The 16,754-nt window shown below is 66.4% G+C and carries 17 protein-coding genes; 10 read left to right on the top strand and 7 right to left on the bottom strand.

The annotated features are described in order from the left end of the window. Window positions 1-13: 13 nt before the first annotated feature. The 9 genes from flgE (at window position 14) to KHN96_RS03950 (ending at window position 9,787) form a co-directional block, all read left to right on the top strand. Complete coding sequence (gene flgE / locus KHN96_RS03910) at window positions 14-1,222, top strand: flagellar hook protein FlgE (protein WP_045218747.1); 1,209 nt, start codon at window positions 14-16, stop codon at window positions 1,220-1,222. 13 nt (window positions 1,223-1,235) lie between these two features. Continuing rightward, on the top strand, window positions 1,236-1,973 hold the full coding sequence (gene flgF / locus KHN96_RS03915) for a flagellar basal-body rod protein FlgF (RefSeq protein ID WP_045218745.1): 738 nt from the start codon (window positions 1,236-1,238) through the stop codon (window positions 1,971-1,973). 39 nt (window positions 1,974-2,012) lie between these two features. After that, on the top strand, window positions 2,013-2,795 hold the full coding sequence (flgG, locus tag KHN96_RS03920) for a flagellar basal-body rod protein FlgG (protein ID WP_045218743.1): 783 nt from the start codon (window positions 2,013-2,015) through the stop codon (window positions 2,793-2,795). A 151-nt stretch (window positions 2,796-2,946) separates the two neighbouring features. Further along, on the top strand, window positions 2,947-3,678 hold the full coding sequence (locus tag KHN96_RS03925; RefSeq protein WP_062738095.1) for a flagellar basal body L-ring protein FlgH: 732 nt from the start codon (window positions 2,947-2,949) through the stop codon (window positions 3,676-3,678). 11 nt (window positions 3,679-3,689) lie between these two features. Then, a complete protein-coding gene (locus KHN96_RS03930) occupies window positions 3,690-4,796 on the top strand; it encodes a flagellar basal body P-ring protein FlgI (RefSeq protein WP_045218738.1) in 1,107 nt (368 codons plus the stop codon). Window positions 4,797-4,811: 15 nt separating this feature from the next. After that, window positions 4,812-5,897: a flagellar assembly peptidoglycan hydrolase FlgJ gene (gene flgJ / locus KHN96_RS03935; protein ID WP_062738096.1), complete on the top strand. Its 1,086-nt coding sequence runs from the start codon at window positions 4,812-4,814 to the stop codon at window positions 5,895-5,897. A gap of 116 nt (window positions 5,898-6,013) precedes the next feature. After that, window positions 6,014-7,948 (top strand): flagellar hook-associated protein FlgK, encoded by a 1,935-nt coding sequence (flgK, locus tag KHN96_RS03940; protein WP_045218734.1) that lies wholly within the window; start codon window positions 6,014-6,016, stop codon window positions 7,946-7,948. 70 nt (window positions 7,949-8,018) lie between these two features. Beyond that, window positions 8,019-8,978, top strand: coding sequence for a flagellar hook-associated protein FlgL (gene flgL, locus KHN96_RS03945; protein WP_045218733.1), 960 nt, complete (start codon window positions 8,019-8,021; stop codon window positions 8,976-8,978). Window positions 8,979-9,043: 65 nt separating this feature from the next. Further along, window positions 9,044-9,787, top strand: coding sequence for a YoaK family protein (locus tag KHN96_RS03950; protein WP_062738097.1), 744 nt, complete (start codon window positions 9,044-9,046; stop codon window positions 9,785-9,787). A 143-nt stretch (window positions 9,788-9,930) separates the two neighbouring features. Here the strand turns inward: KHN96_RS03950 and KHN96_RS03955 are convergent, their stop codons facing one another. Next, on the bottom strand, window positions 9,931-11,190 hold the full coding sequence (locus KHN96_RS03955; RefSeq protein WP_062738098.1) for an NAD(P)/FAD-dependent oxidoreductase: 1,260 nt from the start codon (window positions 11,188-11,190) through the stop codon (window positions 9,931-9,933). Window positions 11,191-11,352: 162 nt separating this feature from the next. Between KHN96_RS03955 and KHN96_RS03960 the strand changes: the two genes are divergently transcribed. Further along, window positions 11,353-12,081 carry a class I SAM-dependent methyltransferase gene (locus KHN96_RS03960; RefSeq protein ID WP_045218727.1) on the top strand — a complete coding sequence of 243 codons (729 nt, stop codon included), beginning with the start codon at window positions 11,353-11,355 and terminating at the stop codon, window positions 12,079-12,081. A 44-nt stretch (window positions 12,082-12,125) separates the two neighbouring features. On the opposite strand, the gene KHN96_RS03965 is transcribed toward KHN96_RS03960, so the two are convergent. From KHN96_RS03965 to KHN96_RS03990, 6 genes are read right to left on the bottom strand one after another with little or no spacing between them, the layout of a single operon-like run. After that, window positions 12,126-12,563, bottom strand: a complete 438-nt coding sequence (locus KHN96_RS03965) for a hypothetical protein (protein WP_062738099.1) — start codon at window positions 12,561-12,563, stop codon at window positions 12,126-12,128. 52 nt (window positions 12,564-12,615) lie between these two features. Further along, on the bottom strand, window positions 12,616-13,047 hold the full coding sequence (locus KHN96_RS03970) for a hypothetical protein (protein ID WP_045218722.1): 432 nt from the start codon (window positions 13,045-13,047) through the stop codon (window positions 12,616-12,618). Window positions 13,048-13,073: 26 nt separating this feature from the next. Next, window positions 13,074-14,330 (bottom strand): beta-ketoacyl-[acyl-carrier-protein] synthase family protein, encoded by a 1,257-nt coding sequence (locus KHN96_RS03975; protein WP_062738100.1) that lies wholly within the window; start codon window positions 14,328-14,330, stop codon window positions 13,074-13,076. Next, entirely contained in the window at window positions 14,330-15,556 is a 1,227-nt protein-coding gene (locus KHN96_RS03980) for a beta-ketoacyl-ACP synthase (RefSeq protein WP_062738101.1), read from the bottom strand. The genes KHN96_RS03975 and KHN96_RS03980 overlap by 1 nt, the downstream gene beginning before the upstream one ends. Continuing rightward, on the bottom strand, window positions 15,556-16,284 hold the full coding sequence (locus tag KHN96_RS03985) for a 3-ketoacyl-ACP reductase FabG2 (RefSeq protein WP_045218715.1): 729 nt from the start codon (window positions 16,282-16,284) through the stop codon (window positions 15,556-15,558). Before KHN96_RS03985 ends, KHN96_RS03980 begins: the two co-directional genes overlap by 1 nt. Then, on the bottom strand, window positions 16,281-16,754 hold the full coding sequence (locus KHN96_RS03990; RefSeq protein WP_045220300.1) for a hotdog family protein: 474 nt from the start codon (window positions 16,752-16,754) through the stop codon (window positions 16,281-16,283). Before KHN96_RS03990 ends, KHN96_RS03985 begins: the two co-directional genes overlap by 4 nt.

The raw sequence follows: 16,754 nt of genomic DNA on the forward strand, positions 1-16,754 counted from the left end.
ACGGGAGAACACTATGGGATTCCAGCAAGGCCTGAGCGGTCTGGACGCCGCGTCCAAGAACCTCGACGTCATCGGCAGCAACGTGGCCAACGCCAACACCGTCGGCTACAAGAAGTCGACCGCCGAATTCGGCGACGTCTATGCCCGCTCGCTGGTGGGCGCAACCGACAACCAGGTCGGCCAGGGCGTGAACGTGACCAAGGTGTCGCAGTCGTTCACGCAGGGCAACGTGACCATCACCGGCAACCCGCTGGACATCGCCATCAACGGCACGGGCTTCTACCGCCTGGTCGACGCGTCCAGCGGCCAGGTGTCGTACTCGCGTAACGGCCAGTTCCAGACCGACAAGAACGGCTTCATCATCTCGGCCACCGGCCAGAACCTGACGGGCTACGGTGTGGACTCCACCGGCAAGGTCAACACCGCCGTGCTGACCAACCTGCAGATTCCCGTCAACGACCTGGCACCGCTGGCGACCACGAACACCGCGTTCGGCATCAACCTGGACGCCGCCGCCACGCCGCCGACGACCACGCCGTTCTCGCCCACCAACTCGGCCACGTTCAACCATTCCGTTTCGGAGCAGGTGTACGACGGCACGGGCACCGCGCACATGCTGACCAACTACTACGTGCGCACCGCCACCGGCTGGGATGTCTACTCGCAGGTGGACGGCAACAACCCCACCGGCGGCAACCCGGTGACCTCGCTAACCTTCAACGGCAACGGCCAGCTGACCTCCACGCCGAGCAAGATCAGCGTGGCGTTTGCTGGCATGAGCATCGCCAGCATGGATTTCACGGGCACGACGCAATACGGCGGCGGCTATAACGACACCGCCCCGGGCGTGACGCAGGATGGTTACGCCACGGGCCGCCTGGCGAGCTATTCGGTCGGCACGGACGGCGTCATCACGGCGCGCTATTCCAATGGCCGTACGGCCACGCTGGGCCAGGTTGCCATGGCCAACTTCAAGGCCCCGGAAGGCCTGCAGAACATCGGCGGCAATCAGTGGGTGGAAACATCCAACTCGGGCGCCCCGAACCTGGGTACGCCGGGCATGGGCTCGTTCGGCCTGCTGCAGTCGTCGGCGGTGGAGCAATCGAACGTGGACCTGAGCCAGGAGCTGGTGAACATGATCATCGCCCAGCGCTCGTACCAGGCCAACGCGCAGACCATCAAGACGCAGGACACCATCCTGCAGACGCTGGTGAGCATGTAATTAGGAGCCTCGCATGGATCGCTCGATCTACGTATCGATGACCGGCGTGAAGCACCTGTTCGACCAGCAGGCCGCCAGCGCCAACAATCTTGCGAACGCCAGCACTACCGGCTTCAAGGCGCAGATCGATGCGTTCCATACGGTCGGTGTGGAAGGCGACGGCTCGCCGACGCGCGCGTACGTGATGGCTTCTGCCATCGGCACGGACCTCTCGCCCGGTCCCATCGAGACCACGGGCCGCAGCCTGGACGTGGCGATCGACGGCCCCGGCTTCTTTGCCGTACAGACGCCCGACGGCGGCGAGGCCTACACCCGTGCCGGCACGTTCCAGCTCGGCGCGGACGGCACGATCCAGACGCTCTCGGGCCAGCCCGTGCTGGGCGACGGCGGCCCGATCACGTTGCCGCCCGACACCACGGTGCAGTTCGCCAAGGACGGGACCGTCAACGCTATCAGCGCAGACAACCGCACGCCGCCCGTGGCGCTCGGGCGCCTGAAGCTGGTGAGCATCGACCCGTCGAACATCGACCGAGGCGCCGATGGCCTGTTCCGCCAGCGCGACGGCCAGGACGCCGCCGTGGACGAGCGCGTGCGCATCACCGGCGGGGCGCTGGAAGGCAGCAACGTCAACCTGACCGACTCGCTGGTCAACATGATCGAGATTTCGCGCCAGCTCGAGATGCAGATGAAGTCGCTGCACACGAGCGACACGAACGCGCAATCGGCCAACGAACTGCTGCGCCACGCCTGAGCGGCGGCGTATTGAATTGAATCAACCAAGGACTCGAACATGATTCGCTCCCTGTGGATTTCCAAGACCGGGATGGACGCACAGCAATCGCAGCTGGACGTCATCTCCAACAACCTGGCGAACGTCAACACGACGGGCTTCAAGCGCTCGCGCGCCGTGTTCGAGGACTTGCTGTACCAGAACGTGCGCGAGCCGGGCGCGCAGTCGTCGCAGCAGACGACGCTGCCCTCGGGCATGCAGATCGGCACGGGCGTGCGCATTGTCGCCACCGAGCGCCTGCACACGCAGGGCAACCTGCAGCAGACCGGCAACTCGACCGACGTGGCCATCAACGGCAACGGCTTCTTCCAGGTGCAGATGCCGGACGGCACGCTGGCCTACACGCGTGACGGCAGCTTCCAGATCAACGCGCAAGGCCAGCTCGTGACGTCGAGCGGCTATCCGGTCCAGCCGGCGATTACCGTGCCGCAGAACGCCACCAGCCTGACCATCGGCAAGGATGGCGTGGTGACGGTCACCACGCCGGGCTCGGTCAACAACACACAGGTCGGTACGTTCCAGCTCGCCAACTTCATCAACCCGGCCGGCCTGCGCAGCCTGGGCGAGAACCTGTATGCGGAAACCGAAGCCTCCGGCACGGCCAACCTGGCCAACCCGGGCTCGAACGGCATCGGCGCGCTCAACCAGAACTACGTCGAAACGTCCAACGTGAACGTGGTGGAAGAGATGGTGAACATGATCCAGACGCAGCGCGCGTACGAGATCAACAGCAAGTCGGTGCAGACGTCCGATCAGATGCTGGAAAAGCTGTCGCAGCTCTAAGCTGGACAGTGCCGCTTTAGGAAGTGATGTGATGCGAACCCCCCCGGTTGATCCTCGTGCTGTTGGTGTATTGCCTGTTTCACCCCCTGCCGGGGGCGACGCCCTGTCTTTGTCTTGCCAGCGCAAGGAAGCAGAGAAGGGCGCGCCCGACATGGCGGCCTCCCGCTTGAGTCTGCGGGAGTGGGTTCGTGTCGCGAGCCTGGTTCGCCTCGCTCTGCTTGGCGGCGCTGCTTTGCTGACGACCGCATGCGGCATGCTGCCGCCACCCGCGCCGATCGTGCAGGGTCCGACCACGGCGCGGCCGCCGATGCCGGTGATGGCGCCGCGCCAGAACGGGGCGATCTATCAGGAAGTGGCCTCGGGCAGCGGCGGTTTTCGCGGCATGTTCGAAGACCGTCGCGCGCACATGGTGGGCGACACCATCACCATCGTGATCACCGAGAACACGGCCGCCAGCAAGCAGACCTCGGGCAGCGTCAACCGCACCGGCAGCATGAGCGCTTCGGTGCCCACGCTTGCCGGCATGAACGCCGGTGTGCTGTCGCTGCTGGGCGTGTCGGCCAGCGACGCCAACAAGTTCGACAGCAAGGGCGCCAATGGCGCGCAGAACAACTTCACCGCCACGATCACGGTGACGGTGGTCGAGGTGCTGTCCAACGGCAACCTCGTGGTGAGCGGCGAGAAGCAGATGGCCGTGGGCCAGGGCACCGAGTCGATCAAGTTCTCGGGTGTGGTCAACCCGACCACCGTCAACAACCAGAACACCGTGCTGTCGACCCAGGTGGCGGACGCACGCATGGAATACCGCGGTACCGGCTATGTGGCCGAGGCCCAGCAGATGGGCTGGCTGTCGCGGTTCTTCCTCACTGTGTCGCCGTTCTGAGGGGCCTCGCCATGACATTGCAACGACTCTTTGGCGCCGCGCTGATCGCCCTCGCTTCTCTGGCTGGCACGGCGCACGCCGACCGCATCAAGGATCTGACCACGATTGCCGGCGTGCGCGAGAATGCGCTGATCGGCTATGGCCTCGTCGTCGGCCTGGATGGCAGCGGCGACCAGACCACGCAGACGCCGTTCACGATCCAGAGCTTCAACAACATGCTCACGCAGTTCGGCATCAACGTGCCGCCGGGCGCCAGCATCCAGCTCAAGAACACGGCCGCGGTGGTGGTGACGGCCACGCTGCCGGCCTTCGTGCGGCCTGGCCAGACGATTGACGTGACTGTCTCGTCCATCGGCAACGCCAAGAGCCTGCGCGGCGGCACGCTGCTGCTCACGCCGCTCAAGGGCGTGGACGGCCAGCTCTACGCGCTGGCGCAGGGCAACGTGGTGATCGGTGGCGCGGGCGCGTCGGCCAACGGCAGCAAGGTGCAGATCAACCAGCTCGGCGCCGGCCGCATCGCCAACGGGGCGACGGTCGAGCGCGCCGTGGCGGCCACGGTTGGCGAAGCGGGCAGCATCCAGCTCGACACCGGCACGACGGACTTCGGCACCGTGCAGAACATCGTCAACGCCATCAACAAGCAGTTCGGCGCCGACACGGCCCAGGCCGCGGACGGCCGCACGATCAACGTGCGTGCGCCGGCCCTGGCGTCGGACCGCGTCGGGTTTGTGGCGAAGCTGCAGAACATTGAAGTGACGCCTGCACTGGCAGCGGCCCGCGTGGTCGTCAACGCGCGCACGGGCTCGGTGGTGATGAACCAGCTCGTCAAGCTCGAGCCCTGCGCGGTGGCGCACGGCAACCTGTCGGTCACCATCAGCACCGAGCCGGTGGTGAGCCAGCCGGCGCCGTTCTCGCAAGGGCAGACGGTGGCGGGCGCGCGCTCGAACATCGAGGTCAAGCAGCAGGGCGGCAGCCTCATCAACGTCAAGGGCGGCACCAACCTGGCCGACGTGGTGAAGGCCATCAACGCGATCGGTGCCAACCCGCAGGACCTGATCTCGATCCTGCAGGCAATGAAGGCCGCCAATGCGCTGCGCGCCGACCTGGAAATCATTTAACGCCGGGGTGATGCCATGAACCCGACCGACCTGACTACCCGCCTCGCGCTCGATTCGCGCGGCTTCGAATCGCTCAAGCAGACCGCGCGCACCGACCCGACGGGCGCGGCCAAGACCGTCGCCAAACAGTTCGACGCGATCTTCGTGAACATGATGCTCAAGCAGATGCGCGATGCATCGCCGCAGAACGGGCCGTTCGATTCGTCGTCGACCAAGATGTACACGTCGATGCTCGACCAGCAGCTTTCGCAGACGATGGCCTCGCGCGGCGTGGGCGTGGCCGACCAGCTGCTCAAGCAGATGCTGCGACAGGCCAACCGCGTGGATCCGGATGCGGGCGGCAAGGTCAACACGGCGTTGTCCAGCAGCACGGCCACGAATACCCCGCTGCCGGGCGCCGCGGGTTCGGCCACTGATGCGGCCAAGGCGATCGCGCGCACATCGCTCAACAGCATGGCCGCGTCGGCAGCGTCTGGAGTGGAAGACGACGGCTCGGGCATCAGCACCGTGCCGCGCCCCGGCCTCGAGGCGCGCGTGGAGCGCGCCCTGGCGGCGTTGCGCAAGCAGGCCGAGGCGGAAAGCAAGGCCGCCGACATGCTGCCGGAGGTGGACCTGTCCGGCGTGGCTTCGGAGCCGCGCGGCGACCGCATGGCCAGCTTCTACAACAAGCTGATCGGCCACGCCTCGCAGGCGGCGCAGGAGACCGGCATCCCGGCCAACTTCATGATCGGCCACGCCGCGCTGGAATCGGGCTGGGGCCGCCGCGAAATCAAGGCCAAGGACGGCAGCAACACGCACAACCTTTTCGGCATCAAGGCCGGCGGTTCGTGGACGGGCAAGACCGCCGAGGTGACCACCACCGAGTACATCGGCGGGGTGGCCCGCAAGGTCAAGGAGAAGTTCCGGGCCTACAGCTCGTATGCCGAGGCGTTCAAGGACTACGCCAACCTGCTGGCCAACAACCCGCGCTACAGCCACGTGGTGGCGGCCGGCAACGGCAACGATGCGGCGTCGTTCGCCAAGGGGCTGCAGCGCGCCGGCTATGCCACCGACCCGAACTACGCCCACAAGATCATGGCGGTGCTCAAGCAGATCGTGTGAATGTAATTGAAGCGCCACATTTGGTGGCATCGGCCGGCTCAAGTTTGTCCTTGGCCGGCCGATGTTGTTTCTAGAGCTGATTTCGGCGGCGTCCTGCTGCCCGCACCGAGACAACGATGAGCACCTCCCTCTTGAATATTGGCGCGACCGGCCTGCGGGTTGCCGATATCAACCTGCAGGTGACCGGCAACAACATTGCCAACGCCAACACCCCGGGCTATTCGCGCCAGGAAGCGGTGCAGACGGAAAACGTTCCGCTGTATGCAGGCGTCGGCTATCTGGGGCAGGGGGTCAATGTGACCACCGTCAAGCGGATCTACGACCAGTTCCTGACCGCCCAGGTGCAGAGCGGCCAGGCCGCCACGAGCGCGGCCGACCAGCTCAACAGCCTGGTGTCGGGCCTCAGCAAGTACATGTCCGACCCGAACAGCGGGTTGAGTTCGGCGTTGACGAGCTTCTTCAACGCGGCCGATGGCCTGGCCTCCAAGCCGTCGGACACCACGGCGCGCCAGGTCTTCCTGAACGCAGCCGCCAGCCTGCAAAGCCGCTTCAACTCGATTGCCGGCCAGATGAACGCGCTCAGCGGCCAGGTCAACACGCAGGTGCAGACCCAGATCAGCTCGGTCAACGGCACCGCGCAGCAGATCGCCGCCCTGAACGACCGGATCGCCAAGGCCGAAAGCTCGACCGGCCAGCCGGCCAACGACCTGCGTGACCAGCGCGACCAGCTCGTGCAGACGCTCAACCAGTCGATCAAGGCCAGCGTGGTGCAGACCGGCGACGGTCAGTACAACATCTACGTGGGCAATGGCCAGGCGCTGGTGCAGGGCAACCAGAGCTATCAGTTGACGGCGGTGCCATCGCAGTACGACCCGACGCAGCTGTCGGTGGGCTACAAGAGCCCGGCTGGCGTCGTCAACATCGACGACAGCCAGCTGGGCGGCGGCGCGCTGGGCGGCCTGATGGAGTTCCGCAACAAGACGCTCATCCCGGCGCAGAACAGCCTGGGCCGCCTGGCCACCGCCGTGGCCGCCGACGTGAACGCGCAGAACAAGCTCGGCATGGACGCCAACGGCAAGATGGGCACGGACCTCTTCTCCGTGGCGGGCCCGAGCGTGGCCGCCAGTGCCAACAACACGGGCAGCGCCACGCTGACTGCCAGCATCACCAATGCCAATGCGGGGCAGGGTTACGACTACCAGATCAAGTACCAGGGCGGGGCCTACACCGTCTCGCACTACCCGGACGGCTCCGGTGCCGTGACGGTGACGAGCTGGCCGACCACCATCGACGGCGTCACGCTGAACCTGTCGGGCACGATGAACAGCGGCGATTCGTTCCTCGTGCGCCCGACCGTCCAGGCTGCCTCGACGATGCAGACGCTGACCACGGACTATCACAACGTGGCGGCAGCGTCGCCGGTGGTGCTCACGCAGGGCAGCAACAACACCGGCAATGCGGCGGTGTCGTCCATCGGCGTGGACAGCACGTATGCCGGCGCACCGCTTGCCTCGCCGATCAGCCTGACGTACAGCTCGGCCGTGGGCGGCTCGCTTTCCGGCTTTCCGGGCAGCGTGACGGTGACAGTCAACGGCACGTCGACCACCTATACCGGCGGCACCGCGCCCTATACCCAAGGCGCCACGTACGCGTTCAACGGCGTGCAGCTGACGCTCTCGGGCACGCCTGGCAACGGCGACACGTTCTCCATCTCGGCCAACACCGCCAACAGCACCGACAACGGCAATGCCAGCGCGCTGGCCAAGCTGCGCAATGCGAACCTGCTGGACGGCGGCACCACGTCGCTCGGCTCGGCGTGGAACAACCTCGTCACGCAAGTGGGCGTGCAGGCCAACCAGGCCAGCACGAACCTGACTTCGCAGAAGGCGTTGCTGGCGAGCTCGACGTCGCAGCAGCAGTCGGTCTCGGGGGTGAACCTCGATGACGAGGCGATGAACCTGATGAAGTACCAGCAGGCCTACCAGGCCGCCGCCAAGGTGATGCAGACGGCCAACGCGCTGTTCGATTCGCTGCTGTCGATCGCCAACTGACAGTCGCCGCCGACTGCAGAACCGCCCAGCCCTGCCGATAACGCACTAAAGCCTTCCGCCCGGACCGATCATGCGAGTCAGTACCGCCCAGTTCTTCGCGCTGTCCAGCGCCTCGATGCAGAACACGCAGTCGAACCTGCTCACCTTGCAGCGGCAGATCTCCAGCGGCATCGCACTCGACAGCGCGGGCGACAACCCGACCGCCTATGGCCAGATGGTGCAACTGCAACAGACGCAGGACGCCAACGATCAGTACCAGGCCAACCGCGATGCCACCGATGCGCGCCTGACCAACGTGTCGTCTGCGCTCACCAACCTGGTCACCACGCTGCAGCAGGGCAAGCAGTCGCTGGTGAGCGCCAACACCACGCTGATGACCGATTCGCAGCGCATTGGCGTGCTGGCGCAGGTCAAGCAGCAGTATCAGCAGCTGCTGTCGATCGCCAACCAGCGCGATGCGTCGGGCGTGGCCCTCTTTGGCGGCGCCAACGGCACGACCGACCCGTTTGTCAGCTCCGGCGGCAGCGTGCAGTACGTCGGCACCGGCCAGCCGCCCACCGTCCAGGTGTCGCAGAACATCTCGATGCCCACTTCGGTGTCGGGCGACGCGGTGTTCGTACGCATTGCCAACACGGACCCGGCCAACCCGAATACCAACCAGAGCATCTTCAAAACGTACGAGAACCTGATCGCCGCGCTCTCCACGCCGATCAACCCCGCCACGCAGGCCACCGACGTCGCCAACCTGCAGAAGGCCGTGCAGACCGCACAGGGCAATCTGGACAACGCCTACCAGGTGGCGCTCCAGGCGCAGGTGACCGTGGGCACGCAGCAGGCGCAGATCACCACGCTCAACAGCAGCGGCTCGAATTACGGCGAGCAGTTGAAGGAGCAGATCGCCAAGCTGCAATCGGTGGACTACACCACCGCCATCTCGCAGTTCGCGCAGCAACAGGTGTCATTGCAGGCCGCGCAGAAGACGTTCACGGCGATGCAGGGCATGTCGCTGTTCCAGTACATCAATCCGTAGTCGCCGCCGATGGGCAGGGTGGGGCGCGGCGTATCATGTCGCCTCTCCTGCCGCCAGGATTGGGTATGCCCATCCAGTATCTGCGACGCCTGACCAGCCCCAAGCGCTCCGACGACGCCAACCGGCGCCTCGGGCAATGCCTGGCCTTTGTCGCGGGCGCTGCCAACGCAGGTGGGTTTCTCGCCGTCAAGCAATACACGTCGCACATGTCGGGCATCGTTTCCGCGATGGCGGATGACCTCGTGCTCGGCAACATCGTTCTGGTGCTCGCCGGACTGGCTTCGCTGCTGGCGTTTCTCTGCGGTGCCGCCTGTACGGCTGTGCTGGTGAACTGGGGACGCCGGCGCAGCACCCAAAGCGAGTTTGCCCTGCCCCTGATGCTCGAAGCAGGTCTGCTGCTGCTCTTTGGCCTGATGGGCACGTCGCTTGGGCAATACCGGGTGGTGTTCGTGCCGGCCACCGTGGCCCTGCTGTGCTTCCTGATGGGCTTGCAGAACGCCATCATCACCAAGATCTCGAAGGCGGAGATCCGCACCACGCACGTCACCGGCCTGGCCACCGATATCGGCATCGAGATCGGCAAGGCGCTGTATTGGAACCACGGCCACCACAACCTGCCGGCCGTGGTCGCCAACCGGCCCAAGCTGTGGCTGCTCGCATCGCTGCTGGCAATGTTCTTCGTGGGCGGCGTGGCCGGCGCGCTGGGGTTCAAGCACCTCGGCTATGCGGCAACGATTCCGCTGGCATCGATCCTGATGCTGCTGGCCGTGGTGCCGGTGGTGGACGATCTGGTGGCGCGCGGGCGGTAGGCGCGCCGCTCAGCCCAATACCAGTCCGATCGCAACGGCTCAGCCGAGGACGACCGGCCACGCGATGGCCGTTCCGGCGACCACGGTGCGCAGCCTGTCTGCGTCATCCGCCCGTGGGACGGCCGTTGGCGCGGGCCCGCATCTCAGGCCGCTTCGATTCTGCAGACTTCATGGAGTGTATTGAGCCGCCGTACCGGGTCGGCCACGAACGGATTCGTTTCATCCCACGCATAGCCGGCCAGGATCGCGCTGATCATGCGGCGGATGCCGGGCGAGTGCCGCGGGTGGAAGATGATGTCCTGAAGCTCGCCCGTGTACCAGCGGTCGACGAACGCGCGGAAGGTATTCACGCCCTTGCGCAGCGGCTTGTCGTAGTCGGCGAGCCAGTCCACGGTTTCGCCATCGAGCTGGCGCAGCAGCACGCGCGTGGCGAGTTCTGCCGAGCGCAGCGCGATCGTCACGCCCGAGGAGAACACCGGGTCCAGGAACTCGCCCGCGTTGCCGAGCAGCGCATAGCCGGGCCCATACAGCCGCTCGACGTTGGCCGCATAGCCGCCGATCTGCCGCACCGGCATCAGGAACGGCGCATCGCCGATCAGCGCGGCGATGTTGGGCTCTGCGCGGATGAGGCTGCGCAGCGTTGCTTCGCGCTGGGCTTCCGCCACATCGAGGAAGCCCGCCTCGGCCACGCAGCCGACCGACGAGCGCCCGTTGGCCAGCGGAATCATCCAGTACCAGACGTCGCGGCGCTCAGGGTGGACGGCCACGCAGATCTTGTCGCGGTCGGTGCTGCCGGCGGGCAGGGCGTCGCGCACATGCGTGAAGAGCGCCGCGCGCGTCGGCATGCCGGTCGGGGCTTCGAGGTTCAGCAGTCGCGGCAGCACGCGGCCGAAGCCGCTCGCATCGAGCACGAAACCGGCATGCACGGCATAGGCGTTGCCGGCTTCGTCCTCGACCTCCAGCACGGGAGCGTCGCCCGGCTGCATGGCGCGCACGGTGTGGCCGAAGCGCACTTCAGCGCCCTGGTCCGCCGCGCAGCGGATCAGCGTCTGGTCGAACACTGCGCGTTCGACCTGGTATGTGGTGCCCCAGCCGGCGGAATGCTTGTCGCGAAAGTCGAACGACGCATGCTTGTCGCCACGCACGAAATACGCGCCGTTCTTGTATTGGAATCCGGCCTCGACCACGGCCTGCAGCATGCCCGCCTGCTCGAGGTACGCCATGCTTTGCGGCAACAGGCTTTCGCCGATGGAGAAGCGCGGAAAATGCTGGCGCTCGAGCACCAGCGCGTTGCGCCCGGCCTGCCGCAGCAACGCCGCGGCCACCGCGCCGGACGGGCCCGCGCCGATGATCGCGACGTCAACGTGTTCGTGCTGTTCGATGGGTTGTTGGGTGGAGAGCATTATCGTTGGTGAATATCGCTGTCTTTTGGCCGCTGGCCGCCGGCTAATTAACGGGGGAGCTTACGTCGTACGTTCCGCTTTGAAAACCGGCATGCATTGTCGGTACAATGCGCCAGCCCTGGATACCCGCGCTGATTCAAGATCAACGCCATTTCAATTCCTATGGAAACCGCTTCAACGCCTGCGCATGTGGGTTCTTTTGTGCCCGAGACCGCATTCGGCATCTGGTTTCTGCGCACGTACACGTGGGAGCACCATGTCCTGCGCGTCGCCATTCGAGACCTTCAGCGCCTGATCACCACGCCGCTGCCGGCGGCACCGGTTCTGGTGGATGTCGGTTGCGGCCAGGGCATTTCGTTCCGGCTGCTCGAGCAAGCGTTTGCTCCCGCGCGCATCGTTGGGGTGGATTGCCACGCGCCATCGCTGGAGGCCGCGCGCCGGGCCGCCGATGCGCTGAGGGTGCCGGTCGATGTGCTCCATGGCGACTGTGCCGCGCTGCCGCTGCCCGATGCGTGCGCCGATATCGTGTTCTGTCATCAGACGTTCCATCATCTCGTCGAGCAGGAGCGCGCGCTCGCTGAATTCCGCCGCATCCTCAAACCGGGTGGCGTGCTGCTGTTTGCCGAATCGACCGACGCGTATATCAAATCGTGGGTGATTCGTTTGTTGTTCCGGCATCCGATGCATGTTCAGAAAAGCGCCGACGGTTATCTGCAAATGCTGCGTGCCGGTGGTTTTGAATTTGAACAGCGCAATATCTCGCTGCCTTATCTGTGGTGGAGCCGGGCCACCGACTTCGGCCTGTTCGAACGCCTCGGCCTGCACCATCCGAAGCCAGGCAAGCGGCGCGAGACGCTCGTCAACGTCGCCGCCACCAAGCCTGCCGCCTGAGCGTTGCGGGCCGAAGGCTTCGGCCTGCAACCGCGGTTGGCGTCTTACTTCTTCAGCGTCACGACCTCGCCCTTGAGGGCCACGCCCGACATGAGGGCGCCCGAGCCGCAGGTGAATTCCGTCGCGCTCTCGGTCAGGTTGTTCTTGTAGTTGCTCTTGATGTTGATGACCGCGTTGCCGCCCATCTGGCGCGCACGCTCCTGCAGCGCCAGCACGGCCGACAGGAACACGTACTGGCATGCGGCTTCATCGCTGCGCCCGACGCCGTTGGTCTTCTTGTTGGTCGCGATCTCGCCCATCGATTTGGCGACCGGCGCGTGATTCTGGCCCGCGAAGACCAGCGCGATGTCGCTGCCGACCTTGTCGGAGCCTTCGCTCTTGAGTGCCGCATCGATCGAATACGTGGCGACATCGTTGCGGGCCAGGGCGGCGCTGCTCATCGCGGCCAGGCACACGGCGGCCAGCATCAGGTGACGTTTCATTCCAGACTCCTTGTTGTCGGTATGGCGGGTTGAGGGAACGGGCGACGCACGATTATTTCGAAGCTTCCACGGTGACCAGCTCGCCGCTCACACGCAGTGCCGCCGACACACCGCTGACGCCGCAGGTGTAGTTGCTCGGGTCGTTGCTCACGGTCGAGTGGAACCACGTCTTGATGTTGATGACCGCATTGGCGCCACGGTCGTGCGCGGCATTGGCGAGCTGGCGCAGCGCGTCGGCCAGCGTGGCGTTGCAGATCTCGACCTCCGTGGCGGTCTTGCGCGCGGGGTGCGACGACTTGGTGACTTCTCCGAACGTGTTCACCACGGCCGGGTGCGGCTGGTTGCCGAAGTACAGCGCCACGCCGGGCGCGAACTGCTGCGATTGCAGCACGGGCTGAAGCGGATACGTCATGACTTCGGTGCGCGCATGGGCAGCCTGGGCAAGCATCGCGGCGCATGCGGCCAGCAGCAGTTGGGTCTTCATGAAGAGCACTCCCTGTGGTTGGTACGTCAAGAATCAAAGGCGCCGTTGACGGCGTCGAACATCAGCCCGGCGCAACTGCCGCCGAACCCGAATGAAATCGACAGCGCCCGCCCGATGCGCGCCGCGCGTGCCTGCCGCACCAGGGGCAGACCCGCGACGGCAGGGTCGGGCGTGTCGATGCCGGCCGAACCGGCGATGAAGCCGTCGCGCATCATCAGCAAGGTATAGATGGCTTCGTGTGCGCCTGCTGCGCCCGGCGGGTGGCCGGTCAGGCCCTTGGTGGACGAGAACGGCGGCACTTCAGCGCCAAACACGGATTGCAGCGCCAGCAGCTCTTCCGCGTCGCCCGCCGGGGTGGACGGGGCATGCGTGTTGATGTAGTCCGGCGGCGCGCCCGCCTCGGCAAGCGTGCTGCGCAGCGCGCGGGCGATGCCGTGCGCCCGCGGCGATACCATCGAGCCGACATCGGTGCTTTGTCCGAAACCCGTCAGCTCGGCATAGATGCGGGCGCCGCGTGCACGCGCATGGGCCAGCGATTCCAGTACCAGCATGCCGGCGCCGGACGCGAGCACGAAGCCGTCGCGCGCCACGTCGTAGGGCCGGGATGCGCGCTCGGGCGCGTCGGCCGTGGCGTGCGAGAGCGCACCCATGGCGTCGAAGAACAGCGCGTAGCTGTCGTGCAGCTCCTCCGCGCCGCCAGCCAGCATGATGTCCTGCTGGCCCGAGCGGATCCACTGCGCCGCCTGGCCGATCGCCAATGCCGACGTGGTGCATGCAGACGACGGCGAGTAGCTGATGCCGCCCAGCTCGAACATCTGCGCAAGGTTGGCCGACACGGTGCTGCTCATGACCTGCGGCACGATGTAGGGCGAGGCGCGTTCCACGCCGCGCGTGCGGGCCACGTCCAGCGCCGCGTCGTAGGCCGCAAGCGCACCCGTGCCCGATCCGGCCACCACACCGGCGCGGCCCGATTGCAGGGCGGCGGCATCCAGGCCCGCATCGTCAATGGCCTTGCGCGCCGCGTGACACGCCAGGCGCGCGGTCTGGCCCATGAAGCGATCGAACTTGCGCGCAAACGGCGGTTCGTCGTCAATGGACGCAACACCGGCCACCTGGCTCGACAACCCGAGCGCCTGCCAGGCCGGTACGTGCGAGAGGCCGCAGCGCCCTTCGCGCAGGGCCGCCGAAACCGCGTCGAGCGTATTGCCCAGGCACGACACGATGCCCAGGCCCGTCACGACCACACGTTCCTGCGCAGCGGGGGGGCGCGAAGCACTGGCCATCAGCCGACGCGCTTGAAGATCAGCGACGTGTTGATACCGCCGAACGCGAAGTTGTTGCTCATCACGTAGTCGGCGTCGATGCGGCGTGCGCTGCCGGCGATGTAGTCCAGCGGCGCGCAGGCCGGGTCGACGTGCTCGAGGTTGAGCGTCGGGGCATACCAGTTGCGCTTCATCATCTCGATCGTCCACCACGCCTCGATGGCGCCGCATGCGCCCAGCGTGTGTCCGATGTAGCTCTTGAGCGAGCTGATCGGCATGGTCGGGCGAAACACCTCGGCCGTCGCCTGGCTTTCGGCCACGTCGCCCAGGTCGGTCGAGGTGCCGTGCGCGTTGACGTAGCCGATGGCGTCCTGTGACAGGCGCGCGTCCTGCAACGCGAGCCGCATGGCCTGGCTCATGGTGGCGGCGGTGGGCTGCGTCATGTGCGTGCCGTCGGAGTTGCAGCCGAAGCCGACCACCTCCGCGTGGATGCGCGCGCCGCGCGCAACGGCGTGGTCGTAGTCTTCGAGCACCAGCGTGGCCGCGCCTTCGCCCACCACCAGGCCATCGCGTGCCTTGTCGAAGGGGCGCGGCGTGAGGTGCGGTTCATCGTTGCGCGTGCTCGTGGCGTACAGCGTGTCGAACACGGCGACGGCCGGCGCGGACAGCTCTTCGGCGCCGCCGGCCAGCATCATCGTCTGCTTGCCGGTGGCGATGGCTTCGTACGCATAGCCGATGGCCTGGCTGCCCGACGCGCACGCGCACGAAGTAGGGATGATGCGGCCTTTCAGATCCCAGAACAGCGCCACGTTCACGGCCGCCGTGTGCGGCATCATCTGCACGTAGCTGTTCGACGTGACGCCCTGCATCGAGCCCGTATCGAGCATGCTGCCGAACGCGCGGATCGGCTGCACCGAGCCCGACGACGAACCGTATGCGACACCCATGCGGCCATCGGCGATGGAGGTGTCGCCGCTCAGGCCCGCATCGGCCAGCGCCAGCTCGCTTGCGCGCACCGCATACACCGACACCGGCCCCATCGAGCGTGTCTTCTTGCGCGGGTATTCCGGCGGCGTGGTGAAGGCGGGCAGCGGGCACGCCAGGCGCGCATGCAGGGTGTCGAAGTAATCCCACTCGGGCATGCGGCGCACGGCATTGCGTCCCTGCTCGATGGCCGACTGGATCTCGCTCCACTCGGAGCCCAGGGCGGTGACGCCGCCCATGCCGGTCACAACGACGCGCTTCATCAGATCATCCCGCCGTTGACGCCAATGACCTGGCGCGTCACATACGAAGCGGCATCCGACATCAGGAAGCCCACCACCGCCGCCACCTCCGCTGGCTGGCCGATGCGGTTCATCGGCACGGTCTGCAGCGCGTGGTCCAGGTGTTCGACCTGCGACAGCATCTCGGTTTCGATCAGCCCCGGCGCCACGCAATTGACGGTGATGTTGCGCGAGGCCAGTTCCACCGCCAGTGCCTTGGTCGCCCCGATCAGCCCGGCCTTGGCGGCACTGTAGTTGACCTGCCCTCGGTTGCCCATCACGCCCGAGACGGACGCAATGGTGACGATGCGGCCGCCCTTGCGCGCACGCACCATCGGCATGGTCAGCGGGTGCACGACGTTGTAGAAGCCGTCCAGGCCGGTCTCGAGCACGATGTCCCAGTCTTCGTCCGTGAGGGCGGGGAAGGCCGCGTCGCGCGTGACGCCGGCGCACAGGACGATGCCGTAGTAGGCCCCATGCGCCTGCACATCGGCTTCCAGGTGGATGCGGCAGGCGCTGCGGTCGCGCACGTCGAACTGCAGCACGCGGGCCGTGCCGCCCTGCGCCTGGATGCCGGCCACCACGGCGTCGGCCTCGCTGCGGCCGCTGCGGCAATGCACCGAGACGTCGAACCCGTCCGACGCCAGCTGATAGGCGATGGCGCGGCCGATGCCGCGGCTCGCACCCGTCACAAGAACACGGCGGCTCATGCTGTGAAACTCCCTTCAATGAATGCTTGGAAATCGGTCGGCTGGTACACCTTGATGACGGCGCTGGCCAAAGGTTCGCCCTCACTGCGGATTGTGCACTCGTAGGCCCCGTGGCCCTCAGCACTGCGCAGCAGTTCACGCGCCTCGATGCGCAGCGGCCGGCCGTGCGGGAAGGCCGGTACGGCCGCTTCGACCCTGCGCGAGCCCAGCAGCACGCCCGGCCGCGCTGGCTGGCCGTTGCGCATCGACAGCAGGCCGACGTGCGCAGCAATGGCCTGCGCCATCAGCTCGATGCCGATCCACGCGGGCATGTTGCCCTCCGCGTCGGCATACCAGGCGGCCGGGTCCACATGGGCCGTCGCCGCGAGCGATTCGTCGTCCCACGCGTCCACCCCCGCGAGCAGCAGCATGGTGCCGCGATGGGGCAGGATGGACTCGATGGGCAGGGCACTCAGTTCGGCATCGGTCAT

The sequence above is a fragment of the Ralstonia mannitolilytica genome (assembly GCF_905397375.1).
In the GTDB taxonomy this organism is placed as follows: domain Bacteria; phylum Pseudomonadota; class Gammaproteobacteria; order Burkholderiales; family Burkholderiaceae; genus Ralstonia; species Ralstonia mannitolilytica.